A 13,455-nucleotide genomic window follows, 5' to 3' on the forward strand; every position below is an offset into this window, starting at 1 on the left:
GACTGCGTCGAGCGGCGCGATGCATCGAAATCGACAGGCAGCTCAAGGCGACATTTCATTTCCCATGTCTTCGGGCGATGGGGAAGTCGGGCCCGCGATCCGGCCATCCCGCTCCACCACGATCACAGTCGGTACGCGATGGACGTCGAAACGACGGAACAATGCGCCATCGCGATCGAGCGCCATCGGCACCTGGATATGGTGCTCGTCGCGGTAGTCGCGCAGATCCTTTTCCGAGGCCCATAGACCCGACGCGATGCCCACCCACCGCGCGCCGCGATCGCGGCCGAGCGCTGCCAACTGCTCGCGCAGTGCGCGGCATTGCCTGGAGGACTGCGGACGCGTCTTCTCGAAATAGCCTTCGCACCAGGGCGACAGGAATGCGAGTACGGTCCGGCGCTTTCCCGTCGGATCCCTGAGCGGGATCTCGTCGCCGTCCAGGGTTTTCACCTTCGTCGAAGGCACGATATCGCCTGCGCCCACAGCTTTCGGCGTGGCGGCGCTCTGCTCTGACAAGGTCGTCGCGACCGGCACAGTCGATCGCCGCGCACTCGCCAGCGCGGCATCCAGCCGGGCATCGGCCAGATGACCGACGTACTGGATCCGGCCATCCTTGCCGATGATCACATGCTGCGGCGTTACGCGCAGGCCGAACAGCGCGCCCACCCTTCCGTCATCGTCGCGCACGATCGGCATGGTGAGGCCGAGCTCGCGGCGATACGCGTCGATCTGCTCCGGCGTGTCGTCGAAGCCGATGTTGATGGCAATGACCTCCAGGTCATCACCCGCAGTGCGCTGCGCCTTCTCGAAATGCGGCATCTGCTCGCGACACGGCGAACACCAGGTCGCCCAGAACTTCAGGTAGACGGCCTTGCGCCCGCGCAGCGCGGCCAGGTCGATGGTCTGGCCATCCATAGTGGTGAGCTTGAGCGGCGGCGCGACGCTGCCCAGCAATCGCGCGCCGGCCTGCGTGGCGTAATCCTGACCGGTTTCGGCGCGCGCCGGCGATGCACCGGCCGACAGAAGCGCCAGGACAGACAGGCCGACGCAAGCCAGCCATCGCGCCCATGCCAGCTGTCGGGAAAAAGAAAATGTCACGGACATGCGAAATCCCTCCGGATTCGGTTTCATTGATTGGCCGTCTATCGATCCACAAGGTCATGCACCGGCAAGCCATGCTCGCGGCAGTAACGGTGGTAGTCCGCCAGTTGCGTACTGGCCGAAGCGCTCGCGCGCACGATGCCATCAGGTCCGAGGAACTCGACGGTGCCCATGACGACTACCAGTGCAACCATCGGTTCGTCGCCGACGATCTTCCACCAGTCGATCGTGCCGGGCGGCTCGTAGACGTAGTCGCCGGGGCCGATGACCTCGCCGGTGCACAGCTTGCGCGAGCCCGACAGGTTGTAGGCGTGGATCTCGCCGGTGTGGCGATGCAGCGGCATGACGATGCCGGGCGCCATGCGCAACAGTTCGACGAAGCCGCGATCCTCGGCGAGGAACCGCAGCGGCTTGGAAGACTTGCCGGGTGTCGCGGAAGGTATCCAGGGCAGATCGGCCGTCGAGCCGAGTCGCGCAGGCAGATGGGCTCGCAAGGTGTCGAATCCGGCGGACATGGCGATGAACTCCTCTAGTGGTTGGACGCGTACAGCTCGGTGACAGCGTCAGCTGGAGACAGCTTTCAGGTAGCGATCAAAGGATTCGTCGACCGCCGCGCGGGCGCCGCCCATGATGTTTCGCCCCCACGTGTAACCATAGACGTCTTCAAACTCGTATCCCTCGAGGCGAGAGCGAATGCTCATCACGTCGCTGGTGTTCATCGGCATGTAGTTGGGGTAGCTGTACATGAAGGTGACGTGGCGCCGGTCGAGCACGACCTGCAAGGCGTCGCCTGGAAACAGGGCGCCGCCGGCGCGCGGCCCATCTTTCCAGTGGATGGCGGCGCTGCCTGGGAAATGCCCACCGCAGCGAATCAGCGTGACGGCACCGGACAACCGATGCTCGTCACCGCTCCAGAACTGGATCCGCGGAGACGGCCTGCGCACCCATGTCTTGTCCGCTTCGTGAAGCAGGATCGGAACGCCGCCCAGGGCCTCGCTCCATTCCACCATGGAGGAGTAGAAGTGCGGGTGCGAGATGATGATCTTGTCCACGCCTCCGCGCGCACGCAGTGTGGCGACCGCTTCGTCGGTGACCAGACTGACGCATTCCCAGAGGATGTTGCCCGCGTCCGTCGGCAGCAATAGTGCTCGCTGCGGGATCGCGAAGTCCGGGACCAGCCCGATGCCCAGCAGGCCGCCATCGTCTTCGAGCCGCAGCTTGTATTTGGCGCCCAACGCCTCATGCGTCGTCCAGGTCTGTCCGTTCCATCCGACGTATTGGCGTTCGTCCTCGCACACAGGGCATTGCGCCGGAGGATCGGGCGTTTCCGCGTACTGGGTCCCGCAGGTTTCACAAATATAGAGTGGCATGACCGAGCCCTTGTTCGAGTTACTTGCGAAGAGATGGGTGCACAGGCGCAATCGGTGCGTGCGCCATCGATTCACTCGACGAGGTTCAACACGGGCAGGCCGTGCTGCCCGCAGTGAGCGTGGTAGGTCTGCAGCTGCGTTTGCGCCGACAGATGTCCAGTGACCCCATGGTCGGGGCCGAGAAACTCCACGCGCCCCATCACGACCACGAGCACGGTCAGCGGTTCGTCACCGACCACTTTCCACGTGTCGATATTGCCCGGCCGCTCATAAACGTAGTCACCCGGGCCGATGACCTCGCCCGTGCACAACTGGCGCTGGCCGCCGAGATTGAACGCGTGGACCTCACCCGTGTGCCGCTGCAGCGGACTCATCGTGCCGGGCTCCATGCGGAACAACTGGACGAAGCCACGGTCGTCGGCGAAGAAACGCAGGGGTTTCCACGATTTCTCCGGCGAGATCGGGATCCACGGGAGATCAGCGCTGCTGGCAATGCGAGCCGGGGCGTACTCGATGAGCGATTGCGGCTCGGGGCGGGACAGGCGAGTCATGGCGAAGGCTCCGTTTAAGACGCAGCGGGTCTTGGCGGCCCGTGACTGATACCGTACGCTTGTTCTGGTTCTCAAAATAAGCCAGTTCTTATGACTTCATTGGAACCAGTTTTCGAGCTTGCGATCGTTCTCGGCGGAGCCGGCCAAGGCAGCCGGATGCGCTCGCTGCATGAGCAGTTGCGCGCCGCCATCCTCGACCAGCGCCTGCGCCCCGGCTCGGAACTGCCTTCGACGCGCCGCGTCGCCGTGGCCTACGGGATTGCCCGCAACACCGTCATCGCGGCCTATGACCTGTTGGCGGCAGAGGGTTATGTGGCTACGCGTGTCGGCGCGAAGGCCGTGGTGGCCGATCTCGGCACGAGATCGGTCAAGGCCGCGCGTCAGAGCCCGCGCCCGCAGGACGATCGACTCAATCCGCAATGGCGGCTCCCTGCATGGACGACGATGAATTTCTCCGCGGAAGCGCGGACCCCCGGGTTTCAGCTCGGCACGCCCGAGCATCGCTACTTTCCATTCGACATCTGGCGTCGACTGCTTGCGCGTGCTTTCAATCCGCGTTTTCCTGACGCGTTCGGCTATCAGGATCCGCACGGCCGTCCGCGGCTGCGCTCGGCCATCGCGCAGCACGTGTCATTCGCACGCGCCGTTGCCTGCAGCGCCGACGATGTAGTCGTCACGTCCGGCGCGCAGCAGGCCTTCGATCTGCTGGCGCGCGTGCTGGTGACGCCGGGGCGCACCAAGGTCGCGGTCGAAGACCCGGGCTATCCGCTGTTGCGCACCGCGATGGCCGCGGCAGGTGCGCTTTTGGTGCCCGTTCCCGTGGATGAGGAAGGGCTCTGCGTGGATCAACTGCCGAGTGACGTGCGCATCATCTACGTCACGCCCTCGCACCAGTTCCCGACCGGAGCGGCGATGTCGATGCCGCGCCGCATGGCGTTGCTGGCTTTCGCGCGCAGGCACGGCGCAGTCATCATCGAGGACGACTACGATGGCGAATTCCGCTACGGCAATCGTCCACTCGACGCGCTGCAGACGCTCGATCGCGACGCCTGCGTGCTTTATGTCGGCACCTTCTCCAAGAGCCTGTTCCCGTCATTGCGCGTCGGCTATGTCGTCGCGCCGGCGTGGGCACACGAGGCACTGCTGGCCGCGAAGCAATGCGCCGACACTACCGGCAACGTGCAGGTGCAGGACGCGCTCGGCCACTTCATCCTCGAGGGCCACCTCGCCCGCCACGTGCGCAAGATGCGCAACGTGTATGCGACCCGTCGCGAGGCTATGCTCGACGGTCTCACGCAGGAACTGCGTACCTGGTTCCGCCCGATCCCTTCGGAAGCAGGCATCCACCTTTCCGCCCGCTACCGGGATGCGGAAGCGGCTCAGCGGATCCTGTCGAAAGTGCGACAGCATGCGCCTGGCGCACAACCCATTGGCAACTTCGCGATGAGCAACGACCAGGCCATGGGTATCGTCTTCGGCATTGGTTGCATCGAAGCAGATGCCATTCGTGACGCTTTGCGGAAGTTGTCGGCCTCTCTTGAACGTTAGCCGGGCAGGCGCTCAGGCGAACGGATTGACGCCGATCCAGCGCACGTGCAGCAGGAACGCAAAGACCGCCCACAGGGCCACGCCGATCGCCAGCGTCGCCCCATCGCCCGAGAGCGTGCCCGCCGGATACGTCGTGCCGGCCCGACGATCGCGCCGGCGCGAAACCACGAAGTCGGCGATCGCCCAGAGCAGGAACGCGCCGAACAGCACCACGTCGTGCAACATGCCGGTCGCCAGCAGGTGCCCGAACGCCCACAGCTTCACGCCGGCCAGCATCGGATGACCGATCGCCGCTTTTGCATGGTTGCGCGGCACATAGGCCGCCGCGACCAGCACGAATGCGACCAGCGTAAACAGCGCGTTGAGATGCTTGAGCACCGCCGGCGGCGCGTACAGCAGCACCGGCTGCTGGCGCGCCAGGCCGAAACCCCACGCGATCAACACGAAGCCGACGATCGAGACCAGCGCAAACAGCCCTTTCCAGGCGTTCGCGCCGAACCGCGCGATCATTCGCGTGCGCCAGCCGTCTGCGAAGACGCGCAGCGAATGCGCACCGAGGAAGATCAGCAGGCCGAGGATCAGAAGCGACATGGCGGGTTTCTCCGGTAGCGATACTACGGCGCCGATTCTGCCGGCGCCTCGATGCGGATGTCACCCGGCGTCGGCACATGGAGTTCCGATAAGCCCGCCTGCTTCAGCTGTGCATTGAGCGACACGAGATCATGCTCTCGCAACGCCTGCCACTGTAGCAGTGCGCGATCCAGGCGCGCGCGGTAGTCGGTCAGCACCTGCTCCTGCGGCGGCGTCGGGGCACGGTCGGCGCCTTCGATATCGGTTTCGAGCGAAGTCAGCACCTCGCTGATCTTGCCGAGGTTCGGCGCGGACTCGCCCTTGCCGGCGCGCAGCGGTTCGAGCTTCGCGGCGAACGCGGCAAGCGCTTCCTTGAGCGGCGACTGCGTGGCCGCACCCCGCTGCTTCACCAATGCATCGAGCTGCTTGTGCACCGCGTCGACTTCGCCGTAGCCCTGCCAGACACGCGCGAGCTCGGTGCCGATCGCCTGCGAGAAATGCAGCGCCTGTTCGAGTTCGGTGCGCGACACCTGCACGCGCGGATCCACCTTCACGACCAGCGGCTGGCGGAACTGCTGCCCATCTACGTTCAACACGACCTGATAGTCGCCCGGCAGCACCAGCGAACCTTCCGGCGTCAATGGCGTGCCTTCATTCCACACCGCGGCGATCGAGTAACCGTACTCCACCGACTTCGGTCGCGGATACCGCAGATCCCAGACGAAGCGGTGCGCGCCGGCGCTGCTGGCGAGCTTCTGCGCCGGCTTCAGCCAGCCCTCCTGAAAGTAGCGTTCGGCGCTCGCATCCAGCGTTGCGTCGCTGCTGCTGAAACGACGCACGCTGTGGCCATCGGCATCGCGAATCTCCAGCGTCAGCTGTTTCGCAGGCTGCGCCAGCGTGTAGTCGATCACGGCACCGGCCGGCGGATTGCTGCCGAGCGCGGTTTCCGGCGGCGGCGGCGTGTCCTTGTTCTGGTCGTTGCGCACGCGGATCGCCGGCGCCGGCACGAACAGGTGTGCCGCCGCCTTCGCGCTCGCCGTGTCGATCTGGCGCAGTGGGCTGACGTCGTCGAGCACCCAGATCGCGCGTCCTTGCGTCGCCGCGATCAGGTCGTTGCCGTGCACCAGCAGATCGCGCACCCAGGCGATTGGCAGATTGCGCTGCAGCGGCTGCCAGTGCGCGCCGTCGTCGAGCGAGACGAACACGCCGGCATCGGTGCCGGCATAGAGCAGCCCGCGCCGTTCCGGGTCGGCACGCACGACGCTGACGAAATGGCCGTCTGGAAGGCCGTTCGTGATCGCGACCCAGCTCTTGCCGTAGTCATGCGTGCGGAAGACGCGCGGACGGAAATCGTCCTGGCGATGATTGTCGACCGCGGCATACACGGTGCCGGGCTGCAGCGCGGAAACGTCGAGTGTGCTGATCTTGGCCCAGGCCGGCACGCCCTTCGGCGTGACGTTGCTCCAGCTCTTGCCGCCATCGCGGGTCATCTGCACGAAGCCGTTGTCGGTACCGATCCAGATCTCGTCGTTGCCGTGCGGCGATGGTGCGATGCTGAAGATCGTGCCGTAGCCGCAGGCGGTCGCATCGGCGATCGCGACATCGCCCTCGCAGCGCTTCGCATCCGCGCGCGGACCGGTCAGATCGGGGCTGATCGTGTCCCAGTGGCGGCCCTGGTCGGTCGAGTGGAACAGCACCTGTGCCCCGAGGTAGAGCGCGTATGGCGCCTGTCTGGAGAACGCGATCGGCGTGATCCAGGTGTAGCGGTACTTCACCGTGCCCGGCCGCGCGGCGTAGCTCGACACCGGCCACGCTGAGACGTTCTGCACTTCGCCGGTGCGCGAATCCCAGCGCGAGATGCGCCCGCCGAGACCGGAGCCGTAGACGATGTTCGGATCGGCCGGATCGGGAATGTCGTAGTCGCGCTCGTCGCCGCCGACCGGATGCCAGTCACGGAATGAAGGCGCGCCGTAGTCGCCGCGGCTGGCGATGCCGACCGTGCCGGAATCCTGCTGGCCGGAATAGATCCAGTACGGGAACTGGTTATCGGCGGCGAGATGGTAGAACTGACCGGTCGGCTGGTTGTACCAGTTGCTCCAGCGGCGGCCGCCGTCGACGCTGACCACGACGCCCTGATCGCTGGCCGTGATCATGCGCTCGGGATGCTTCGGGTTGATCCACAGATGATGGTAGTCGTCGCCGCCGGGCGCGCCCTTGATGATCTCGCAGTGCGCGCCGCCGTTGTCGCAGCGGCGGATCGAGCGGCCGACGACATAGACCGTATCAGCCTTGCCCGGTGCGACGGCAAGCCGCGAGAAATACGCGTTGACGAGTTCACCGTCGCCGTTGACCTTCTGCCAATGGGCGCCGGCATCATCGGAGCGATACAGGCCGCCGCCTTCGTGCGCGACCACGGTCGCGTAGACATGCGTGCCGGTCGCCGCGTGCGCGACGGCGAGCCCGATGCGGCCGAGCGGACCGGCCGGCAAGCCGTCACCGGCGAGGCGCGTCCAGCTCGCGCCGCCATCAGTGGACTTGTAGATGCCACTGCCCTTGCCGACGACCGGCGTGAAATAGCTCAGCCACGGCCAGTGCCGCGCCTGCCAGGCGGCCGCGAACACGACATTCGGTTGCGCCGGATCGGCGGCGAGATCGACGACGCCGGTATCGGCATCGACGAACAGCGTCTTCGTCCAGGTCTTGCCACCGTCGGTCGAACGGAACACGCCGCGCTCCGGATTCGATCCGAACAGGTGGCCGAGCGCGCCGACCAGCACGGTATCCGGATTCTTCGGATCGACCAGGATCGCGCCGATGTGGCGCGTCGCGGCCAGGCCGACGGGCTTCCAGTGCACGCCGCCATCCGTGGATTTGTACACACCGTTGCCGGCGGCGACGTCGTAGCGCGGCTCGGGCTGGCCGCTGCCGGCGTAGATCACGTCCGGATTCGACGGTGCGATCGCAATGGCGCCGATCGAGGCCGCGCCAAGCCCGTCCGACATCGGCTGCCAGGTGTTGCCGGCATCCGTCGTCTTCCATACGCCACCGCCGGCGGCGCCGAAATAGAACATGTCCGGCTGATCGGCGACACCCGTCGCCATCGTGCCCCAGCCGCCGCGGAACGGGCCGAGCAGGCGCCATTCGAGGCCGTTGAGCTGTGCTTCGGGAAGCGCTTGTGCGGACGCGAAAGGCGCGGGAGCGATCGCGGACAGCACCAGCGCGGTCACAAAAGCGAGGCGAAAACGCTGACGCTGATGCATTCGGATGGCCCCTTGGCGGTGCGTTGCAAAAGACGCAACGATACTCCGGAAGGCGGCCGCGGCGTAACACGCGACAGCATGTAGAAGCGGCATCAGCCGCGATGCTTGTCCTCGGGCCAGGTCAAAAGCGCAAAAGCGTCGCGGCCGAAGCCGCTCCTACACAATCAACCGATCCGAAACATGGAATCAGCCGAGCGCGGCACCGCCGCGCTTGCGCACGATCAGCATCGCGAGTTCCAGCGACTGTTCGTAGTTGAGACGCGGATCGACCTGCGACTTGTAGGCACGCGCCAGGTCCGACTCGGTCAGGTCGCGTGCGCCGCCCATGCACTCGGTGACGTTCTCGCCGGTGAGCTCGAGGTGTACACCACCGAGGCGCGTGCCGGCGACTGCGTGCGCGTCGAATGCGCGGTCGAGTTCGTTGCGGATGTTCTCGAAGCGGCGCGTCTTGACGCCGGTGCCGAGCGTCTCGGTATTGCCGTGCATCGGATCGCAGACCCACAGCGGCTTGCGCCCTGCCGCCTTCATCGCGGCGAGCAGCGGCGGCAGCGCGGTCTCGACCTTCGCGGCGCCCATGCGGTGGATCAGCGTGAGCCGGCCCGGGTCGTTGTCCGGGTCGAGTACGTCGACGAGGCGCAGCAACTGGTCCGGCGTGACCGAGGGGCCCACCTTGACCGCGATCGGATTGCGCAGGCCGCGGAAGTATTCAACGTGCGCGCCGTCGAGCGCCGCCGTGCGCATGCCGATCCACGGGAAGTGTGTGGACAGGTTGAACCAGCCCCACTGACGCGGCACCTGGCGCGTCAGCGCCTGCTCGTAGTGCAGCACCAGCGCTTCGTGCGAGGTGTAGAAATCGACGCGCTGGAAGCTGCCGATCGACTCGCCGGCGAGCGTCTCCATGAAACGCAGCGAATTGCCGATCGACTCGACCATCGCGCTGTATTCGTCCTGCAGCGGCGAATGCTCGACCCAGCCGAGATCCCAGTATTCGGGATGGTGCAGGTCGGCGAAACCGCCGTCGACCAGCGCACGCACGAAGTTCATCGTCATCGCCGAACGCGCGTGGCCGCGGATCAGCCGCTGCGGATCGGCGCGGCGCGCCTCGGCGGTGAACGCGGCACCGTTGACGAGATCGCCGCGGTAGCTCGGCAGCGACACGCCGTCGCGCTCCTCCATGTCGGCCGAACGCGGCTTCGCGTACTGGCCGGCGAAGCGGCCGACGCGCACGACCGGGAGCTTGAGGCCGTGCACGAGCACCAGGCTCATCTGCAGCATGACCTTGAGGCGGTTCGAGATCAGCGGCGACGTGCAGTCGTCGAAGCTTTCCGCGCAATCACCGCCCTGCAGCAGGAAGCGCTTGCCGTCCGCGGCTTCGGCGAGCAGGTGTTTCAGCGCGAGGACCTCCCAGGAGGTGATCAGCGGCGGCAGCTCGTGCAGCTGCGCAAGCGCGCGCGCGAGCTCATCCCCGTCCGCATACACCGGCTGCTGCGTGTGCGGGCACTGCTGCCACGACGAAGGCGTCCAGCCGGTGGCTTCGCGGACAGGTTGGATGGTGCGCTTGTTCGATCTCATGGCGATCACGTTTGCTGCACTGCGGAAAACGATAATGCCACAGGCTTGGCGCCGTGCCTAATGACGAATACGGGCCCTCAGGAACGCCGCGCCGGCAACGCATCCGCGCGCCTGCGGAATCCGGCCCACAGTGCGCCGCCGCCGAGCAGCACGAAGCAGATCAAGGTCCAGCCCGGCATCGTCAATCCAAGGAAGGTCCAGCTGATCTCGCCGCAGTCTCCACTCGCCATGAACGCCTTCTTGATCGCCTCGGCGATCGGGAACGCATCGAGCAGGTAGTTGAGCCCGGGCCCGCAGCCCTCCATCAACGGATCATGCGGCGTGAACTGCACGATCAGGTGGCGTACCGCGACGACCGCGCCGACCGCGGCAGCGATCGCGACCAGGATGGCGTAGATGCGCCGACCGCTCGCGCGCGGCGCGTGCAGGCCGCCGACGATGAAGAAGATTCCCATCGCGATGAACGCGACGCGCTGAAAGATGCATTTCGGGCACGGCTCGATGTGCATCTGGAATTGTTCGAAGAGCGCATACGCAAGCAGCGCGATGCAGGCCAGTGCGCCGGTGAGGAATTGCGCGCGGAAGGACCAGGCAAATGGATTCGGATTCATTGCGTGTCCGTACAGGAATGAAGGGAAGGGTTCCGCCCCGGATCGCGGGCCTATAGGAAGAACCGGCCGCCGATGATCCCGGAAAACGCGTAGACCGCAAGAGCCAGCCAAAGTGCCAAGGTCGCATATTCGATCGCGCGACTGCGATGCTCGCGGAACGCGAGCCAGAGCACGAGCGGCACCAGCACGTAGCGCTGTTCGATCAGCCACGACGCGGCGAGGAACAAGGCCGCGAACGGATACAGCCAGGCCGCCTCGCGCGGACGCAGCTTCGTCGGCGCGAGACCGCACGCGGCGAGCACCATCACCACGCCGGCCAGTGCGCGCCACACCGCGTCGCGATCGAGCGCCTGCAGGAACGCGTTGCGAGGATAGAAGTCCGGCAGCGCGGAATTGTAGGGATTGTCGGCGTGAAACGCCCACCAGTAGAGCGCGAACAGCACAAGCGGAACGACGATCAGCCAGGGCCGCGCTCGCGTCCATTCCGCGAATCGACGCAGGCCCGCCAAGGTCTGCAACGGCAGCAATGCGCCAGCAAGGAACAAGGCGAAGAACGGATTGCCGAGGTGCAATGTCAGCTCAGGATGCAGCGCCGCTTGGCCGTGCGACAGCGAAATCGAGCCGTTCCAGGCCCAGAACGCGAGGAACAGCGCGATCGGTGCCGCATACGGCGCGCCGATCGCCACGAGAGTTCTCCAGCGCGCGAGACCATGCTCACGCCACGTCGGCCATATCGCGACCGCGCCGAGAAACGCGGCCCAGACCACGTCGTTCTGGCGGACCAGCACGACGCAGCTCAAGGCCAGCACAGCCAGTGCATGCCGGCGCGACAACGTGGCAACGCTCGCCCACAGGATCAGCGCAAGCGCGAGCACGTCGGTATAAACGAGGAAGCACAACGGCACGAGGATCGGCAGCGCGATCAACTGGGCGGTCGCGATGCTCTCGGTGTCAGGCCACAGGCGGCGGCGCAGCGCGTGGAACCCGGCCAGCGCGGCGAGTCCGAACAGTGCATTGATCGCGCGCGCTGCGCCGAGCGAGTCCAGCCCGGACATCCAGAGCAGCGCCGCGACCGCGGCGTGATAGCCGGGGATCGTCGTCAGGTAGACGTCGAGTAAGCGGAAATCGCCGTGACGGAGCAGATGGATCTGCGCGTAATGGTAGATCTCGTCGCCGCGTGCCGCGCCGTGGAGCGAAAGCACGATCGCCGCCACATAGAGAACGCCAAGCCCGATGCCGAGCATGAACGTCGAGCGAGCCGACGCAGTCGATCGCGCGGGATTTCGGGAACCCGGAAAAGCAAAGCCCCGGTCATGCCGGGGCTCGCTTGAACCGGGTGAGCCTGCGCTCAATCGGCCGCCTGTTCAGCACTGTCGGTGCGCGGACGGTCGACCAGTTCGACATACGCCATCGGCGCATTGTCGCCGGCGCGGAAACCGCACTTCAGCAGGCGCAGATAGCCGCCCTTGCGCTCGCGGTAACGCGGGCCGAGCTCGACGAACAGCTTGCCGACCGCCTGCTTGTCGCGCAGGCGCGCGAACGCGAGGCGGCGATTCGCGACGCCGTCAGTCTTCGCCAGAGTGATCAGCGGCTCGGCGACGCGGCGAAGTTCCTTCGCCTTCGGCAACGTGGTGCGAATCAGCTCGTGCTTGAACAGCGACGCGGCCATGTTCTTGAACATCGCTTCGCGATGGCTCGACGTGCGATTGAGTTTGCGGCCGGATTTCATGTGGCGCATGGTGAATTCCTCGATATCTCAATTGTTATGAAAAGCCGGCGGCATGGCCGGCTTCCCGCGGAGAATCCCGCTTATATTGACTTCATTCCGGCGCGGAGCGACCGGGTACCACTCAGCCCAACTGCATGCCGTGCACGAGACCCGGCGGCGGCCAGCTGTCGAGTTTCATGCCGAGCTGCAGGCCACGCTGGTAAAGCACGTCCTTGATCTCGGTGAGCGACTTCTTGCCCAGGTTCGGCGTCTTCAACAGCTCGACTTCGGTCTTCTGCACGAGGTCGCCGATGTAATAGATGCTTTCGGCCTTGAGGCAGTTCGCCGAACGCACGGTCAGCTCGAGGTCGTCGATCGGTCGCAGCAGCACCGGGTCGACGCCGCTCTTGTCGGCCTTCGCGTCAGCGCTCTCGCGGCGCGTGAAATCACCGAACACGCTGATCTGGTCCTGCAGGATCTCGGCGGCCTTGCGAACCGCTTCCTCGGCATCGATCGCGCCGTTGGTCTCGACGTCAAGCACGAGCTTGTCGAGGTCGGTGCGCTGCTCGAGACGCGCGCTGTCGACGTTGTAGGCGACGCGACGGACCGGGCAGAACGAGGCATCGAGCTGCAGGCGGCCGATCGGACGCGCTTCTTCGTCCGGCAGGCGACGCGCCGTGGCCGGCTGGTAGCCGACGCCGCGCGAGACCTTCAGGCGCATGTTCAGCGCGATGTCCTTGGTCAGGTGGCAGATCACGTGATCCGGGTTGACGATCTCGACCGTGTGGTCGACCTTGATGTCACCCGCGGTGACGACGCCCTTGCCCTTCTTGCTGAGCGTGAGCGTGGTTTCTTCACCACTGTGCATGCGGATCGAGACGTCCTTGAGATTCAGCAGAACCTCGATGACATCTTCCTGCAGGCCCTCGAGCGTGGTGTACTCATGGAGTACGCCGTCGATCTCGACCTCGATGATCGCGCTGCCCGGAATGGACGAAAGCAGCACGCGACGCAGCGCGTTGCCAAGCGTATGGCCGAAGCCGCGCTCCAGCGGCTCGACGACGACCCGGGCGCGGTCTGCGCCGATGCGCTCGACTTGGATGCTGCGCGGACGCAGCACGTTGATGGACGATCCCGCCATATGAGGTTGACTCCAAGAATCCA

General features: G+C 65.7%; 12 protein-coding genes. 1 reads left to right on the forward strand and 11 read right to left on the reverse strand.

The window, feature by feature from the left end; genetic code table 11:
* Nucleotides 1-42 precede the first annotated feature (42 nt).
* The 4 genes from ABD002_RS02125 to ABD002_RS02140 all read right to left on the reverse strand — a co-directional run bounded on the left by ABD002_RS02125 (nt 43) and on the right by ABD002_RS02140 (nt 3,022).
* The gene (locus tag ABD002_RS02125) at nt 43-1,104 is read right to left on the reverse strand and encodes a redoxin domain-containing protein (protein WP_343786638.1); all 1,062 of its coding nucleotides are present in this window, start codon (nt 1,102-1,104) and stop codon (nt 43-45) included.
* Between the two features lie 38 nt (nt 1,105-1,142).
* Nucleotides 1,143-1,616 (reverse strand): cupin domain-containing protein, encoded by a 474-nt coding sequence (locus ABD002_RS02130; protein WP_343786640.1) that lies wholly within the window; start codon nt 1,614-1,616, stop codon nt 1,143-1,145.
* A 48-nt stretch (nt 1,617-1,664) separates the two neighbouring features.
* Nucleotides 1,665-2,471, reverse strand: a complete 807-nt coding sequence (locus ABD002_RS02135) for an MBL fold metallo-hydrolase (protein WP_343786642.1) — start codon at nt 2,469-2,471, stop codon at nt 1,665-1,667.
* A 71-nt stretch (nt 2,472-2,542) separates the two neighbouring features.
* Entirely contained in the window at nt 2,543-3,022 is a 480-nt protein-coding gene (locus tag ABD002_RS02140; RefSeq protein WP_343786644.1) for a cupin domain-containing protein, read from the reverse strand.
* Between the two features lie 156 nt (nt 3,023-3,178).
* On the opposite strand from ABD002_RS02140, the gene pdxR reads away from it, so the two are divergent.
* Nucleotides 3,179-4,570, forward strand: coding sequence for a MocR-like pyridoxine biosynthesis transcription factor PdxR (gene pdxR, locus ABD002_RS02145; RefSeq protein ID WP_343786646.1), 1,392 nt, complete (start codon nt 3,179-3,181; stop codon nt 4,568-4,570).
* Nucleotides 4,571-4,582: 12 nt separating this feature from the next.
* Here pdxR and ABD002_RS02150 read toward each other — a convergent pair whose 3' ends face one another.
* The 7 genes from ABD002_RS02150 to ABD002_RS02180 all read right to left on the reverse strand — a co-directional run bounded on the left by ABD002_RS02150 (nt 4,583) and on the right by ABD002_RS02180 (nt 13,432).
* Nucleotides 4,583-5,161, reverse strand: a complete 579-nt coding sequence (locus tag ABD002_RS02150) for an NnrU family protein (protein WP_343786648.1) — start codon at nt 5,159-5,161, stop codon at nt 4,583-4,585.
* A gap of 23 nt (nt 5,162-5,184) precedes the next feature.
* Nucleotides 5,185-8,400 carry a hypothetical protein gene (locus ABD002_RS02155; RefSeq protein ID WP_343786650.1) on the reverse strand — a complete coding sequence of 1,072 codons (3,216 nt, stop codon included), beginning with the start codon at nt 8,398-8,400 and terminating at the stop codon, nt 5,185-5,187.
* Nucleotides 8,401-8,586: 186 nt separating this feature from the next.
* Entirely contained in the window at nt 8,587-9,972 is a 1,386-nt protein-coding gene (locus ABD002_RS02160) for a class II 3-deoxy-7-phosphoheptulonate synthase (RefSeq protein ID WP_343786652.1), read from the reverse strand.
* A gap of 77 nt (nt 9,973-10,049) precedes the next feature.
* Nucleotides 10,050-10,583, reverse strand: coding sequence for a disulfide bond formation protein B (locus tag ABD002_RS02165; protein ID WP_343786654.1), 534 nt, complete (start codon nt 10,581-10,583; stop codon nt 10,050-10,052).
* Nucleotides 10,584-10,633: 50 nt separating this feature from the next.
* Nucleotides 10,634-11,827 (reverse strand): Dol-P-Glc:Glc(2)Man(9)GlcNAc(2)-PP-Dol alpha-1,2-glucosyltransferase, encoded by a 1,194-nt coding sequence (locus tag ABD002_RS02170; protein ID WP_343786656.1) that lies wholly within the window; start codon nt 11,825-11,827, stop codon nt 10,634-10,636.
* Nucleotides 11,828-11,931: 104 nt separating this feature from the next.
* The gene (gene rplQ, locus ABD002_RS02175) at nt 11,932-12,321 is read right to left on the reverse strand and encodes a 50S ribosomal protein L17 (RefSeq protein ID WP_343786658.1); all 390 of its coding nucleotides are present in this window, start codon (nt 12,319-12,321) and stop codon (nt 11,932-11,934) included.
* Nucleotides 12,322-12,433: 112 nt separating this feature from the next.
* The gene (locus tag ABD002_RS02180) at nt 12,434-13,432 is read right to left on the reverse strand and encodes a DNA-directed RNA polymerase subunit alpha (RefSeq protein ID WP_343786660.1); all 999 of its coding nucleotides are present in this window, start codon (nt 13,430-13,432) and stop codon (nt 12,434-12,436) included.
* Nucleotides 13,433-13,455: the final 23 nt, after the last annotated feature.

It is taken from the genome of Dokdonella soli (genome assembly GCF_039523175.1).
Lineage (GTDB): Bacteria > Pseudomonadota > Gammaproteobacteria > Xanthomonadales > Rhodanobacteraceae > Dokdonella_A > Dokdonella_A soli.

What these genes read in the sequence shown, in the direction of transcription:
- ABD002_RS02165 (WP_343786654.1), bottom strand. Translation starts at nt 10,583, where the DNA reads ATGAATCCGAATCCATTTGCCTGGTCCTTCCGCGCGCAATTCCTCACC.
- ABD002_RS02140 (WP_343786644.1), bottom strand. Translation starts at nt 3,022, where the DNA reads ATGACTCGCCTGTCCCGCCCCGAGCCGCAATCGCTCATCGAGTACGCC.
- ABD002_RS02180 (WP_343786660.1), bottom strand. Translation starts at nt 13,432, where the DNA reads ATGGCGGGATCGTCCATCAACGTGCTGCGTCCGCGCAGCATCCAAGTC.
- ABD002_RS02135 (WP_343786642.1), bottom strand. Translation starts at nt 2,471, where the DNA reads ATGCCACTCTATATTTGTGAAACCTGCGGGACCCAGTACGCGGAAACG.
- pdxR (WP_343786646.1), top strand. Translation starts at nt 3,179, where the DNA reads ATGCGCTCGCTGCATGAGCAGTTGCGCGCCGCCATCCTCGACCAGCGC.
- rplQ (WP_343786658.1), bottom strand. Translation starts at nt 12,321, where the DNA reads ATGCGCCACATGAAATCCGGCCGCAAACTCAATCGCACGTCGAGCCAT.
- ABD002_RS02150 (WP_343786648.1), bottom strand. Translation starts at nt 5,161, where the DNA reads ATGTCGCTTCTGATCCTCGGCCTGCTGATCTTCCTCGGTGCGCATTCG.
- ABD002_RS02125 (WP_343786638.1), bottom strand. Translation starts at nt 1,104, where the DNA reads ATGTCCGTGACATTTTCTTTTTCCCGACAGCTGGCATGGGCGCGATGG.
- ABD002_RS02155 (WP_343786650.1), bottom strand. Translation starts at nt 8,400, where the DNA reads ATGCATCAGCGTCAGCGTTTTCGCCTCGCTTTTGTGACCGCGCTGGTG.
- ABD002_RS02160 (WP_343786652.1), bottom strand. Translation starts at nt 9,972, where the DNA reads ATGAGATCGAACAAGCGCACCATCCAACCTGTCCGCGAAGCCACCGGC.
- ABD002_RS02130 (WP_343786640.1), bottom strand. Translation starts at nt 1,616, where the DNA reads ATGTCCGCCGGATTCGACACCTTGCGAGCCCATCTGCCTGCGCGACTC.
- ABD002_RS02170 (WP_343786656.1), bottom strand. Translation starts at nt 11,827, where the DNA reads ATGCTCGGCATCGGGCTTGGCGTTCTCTATGTGGCGGCGATCGTGCTT.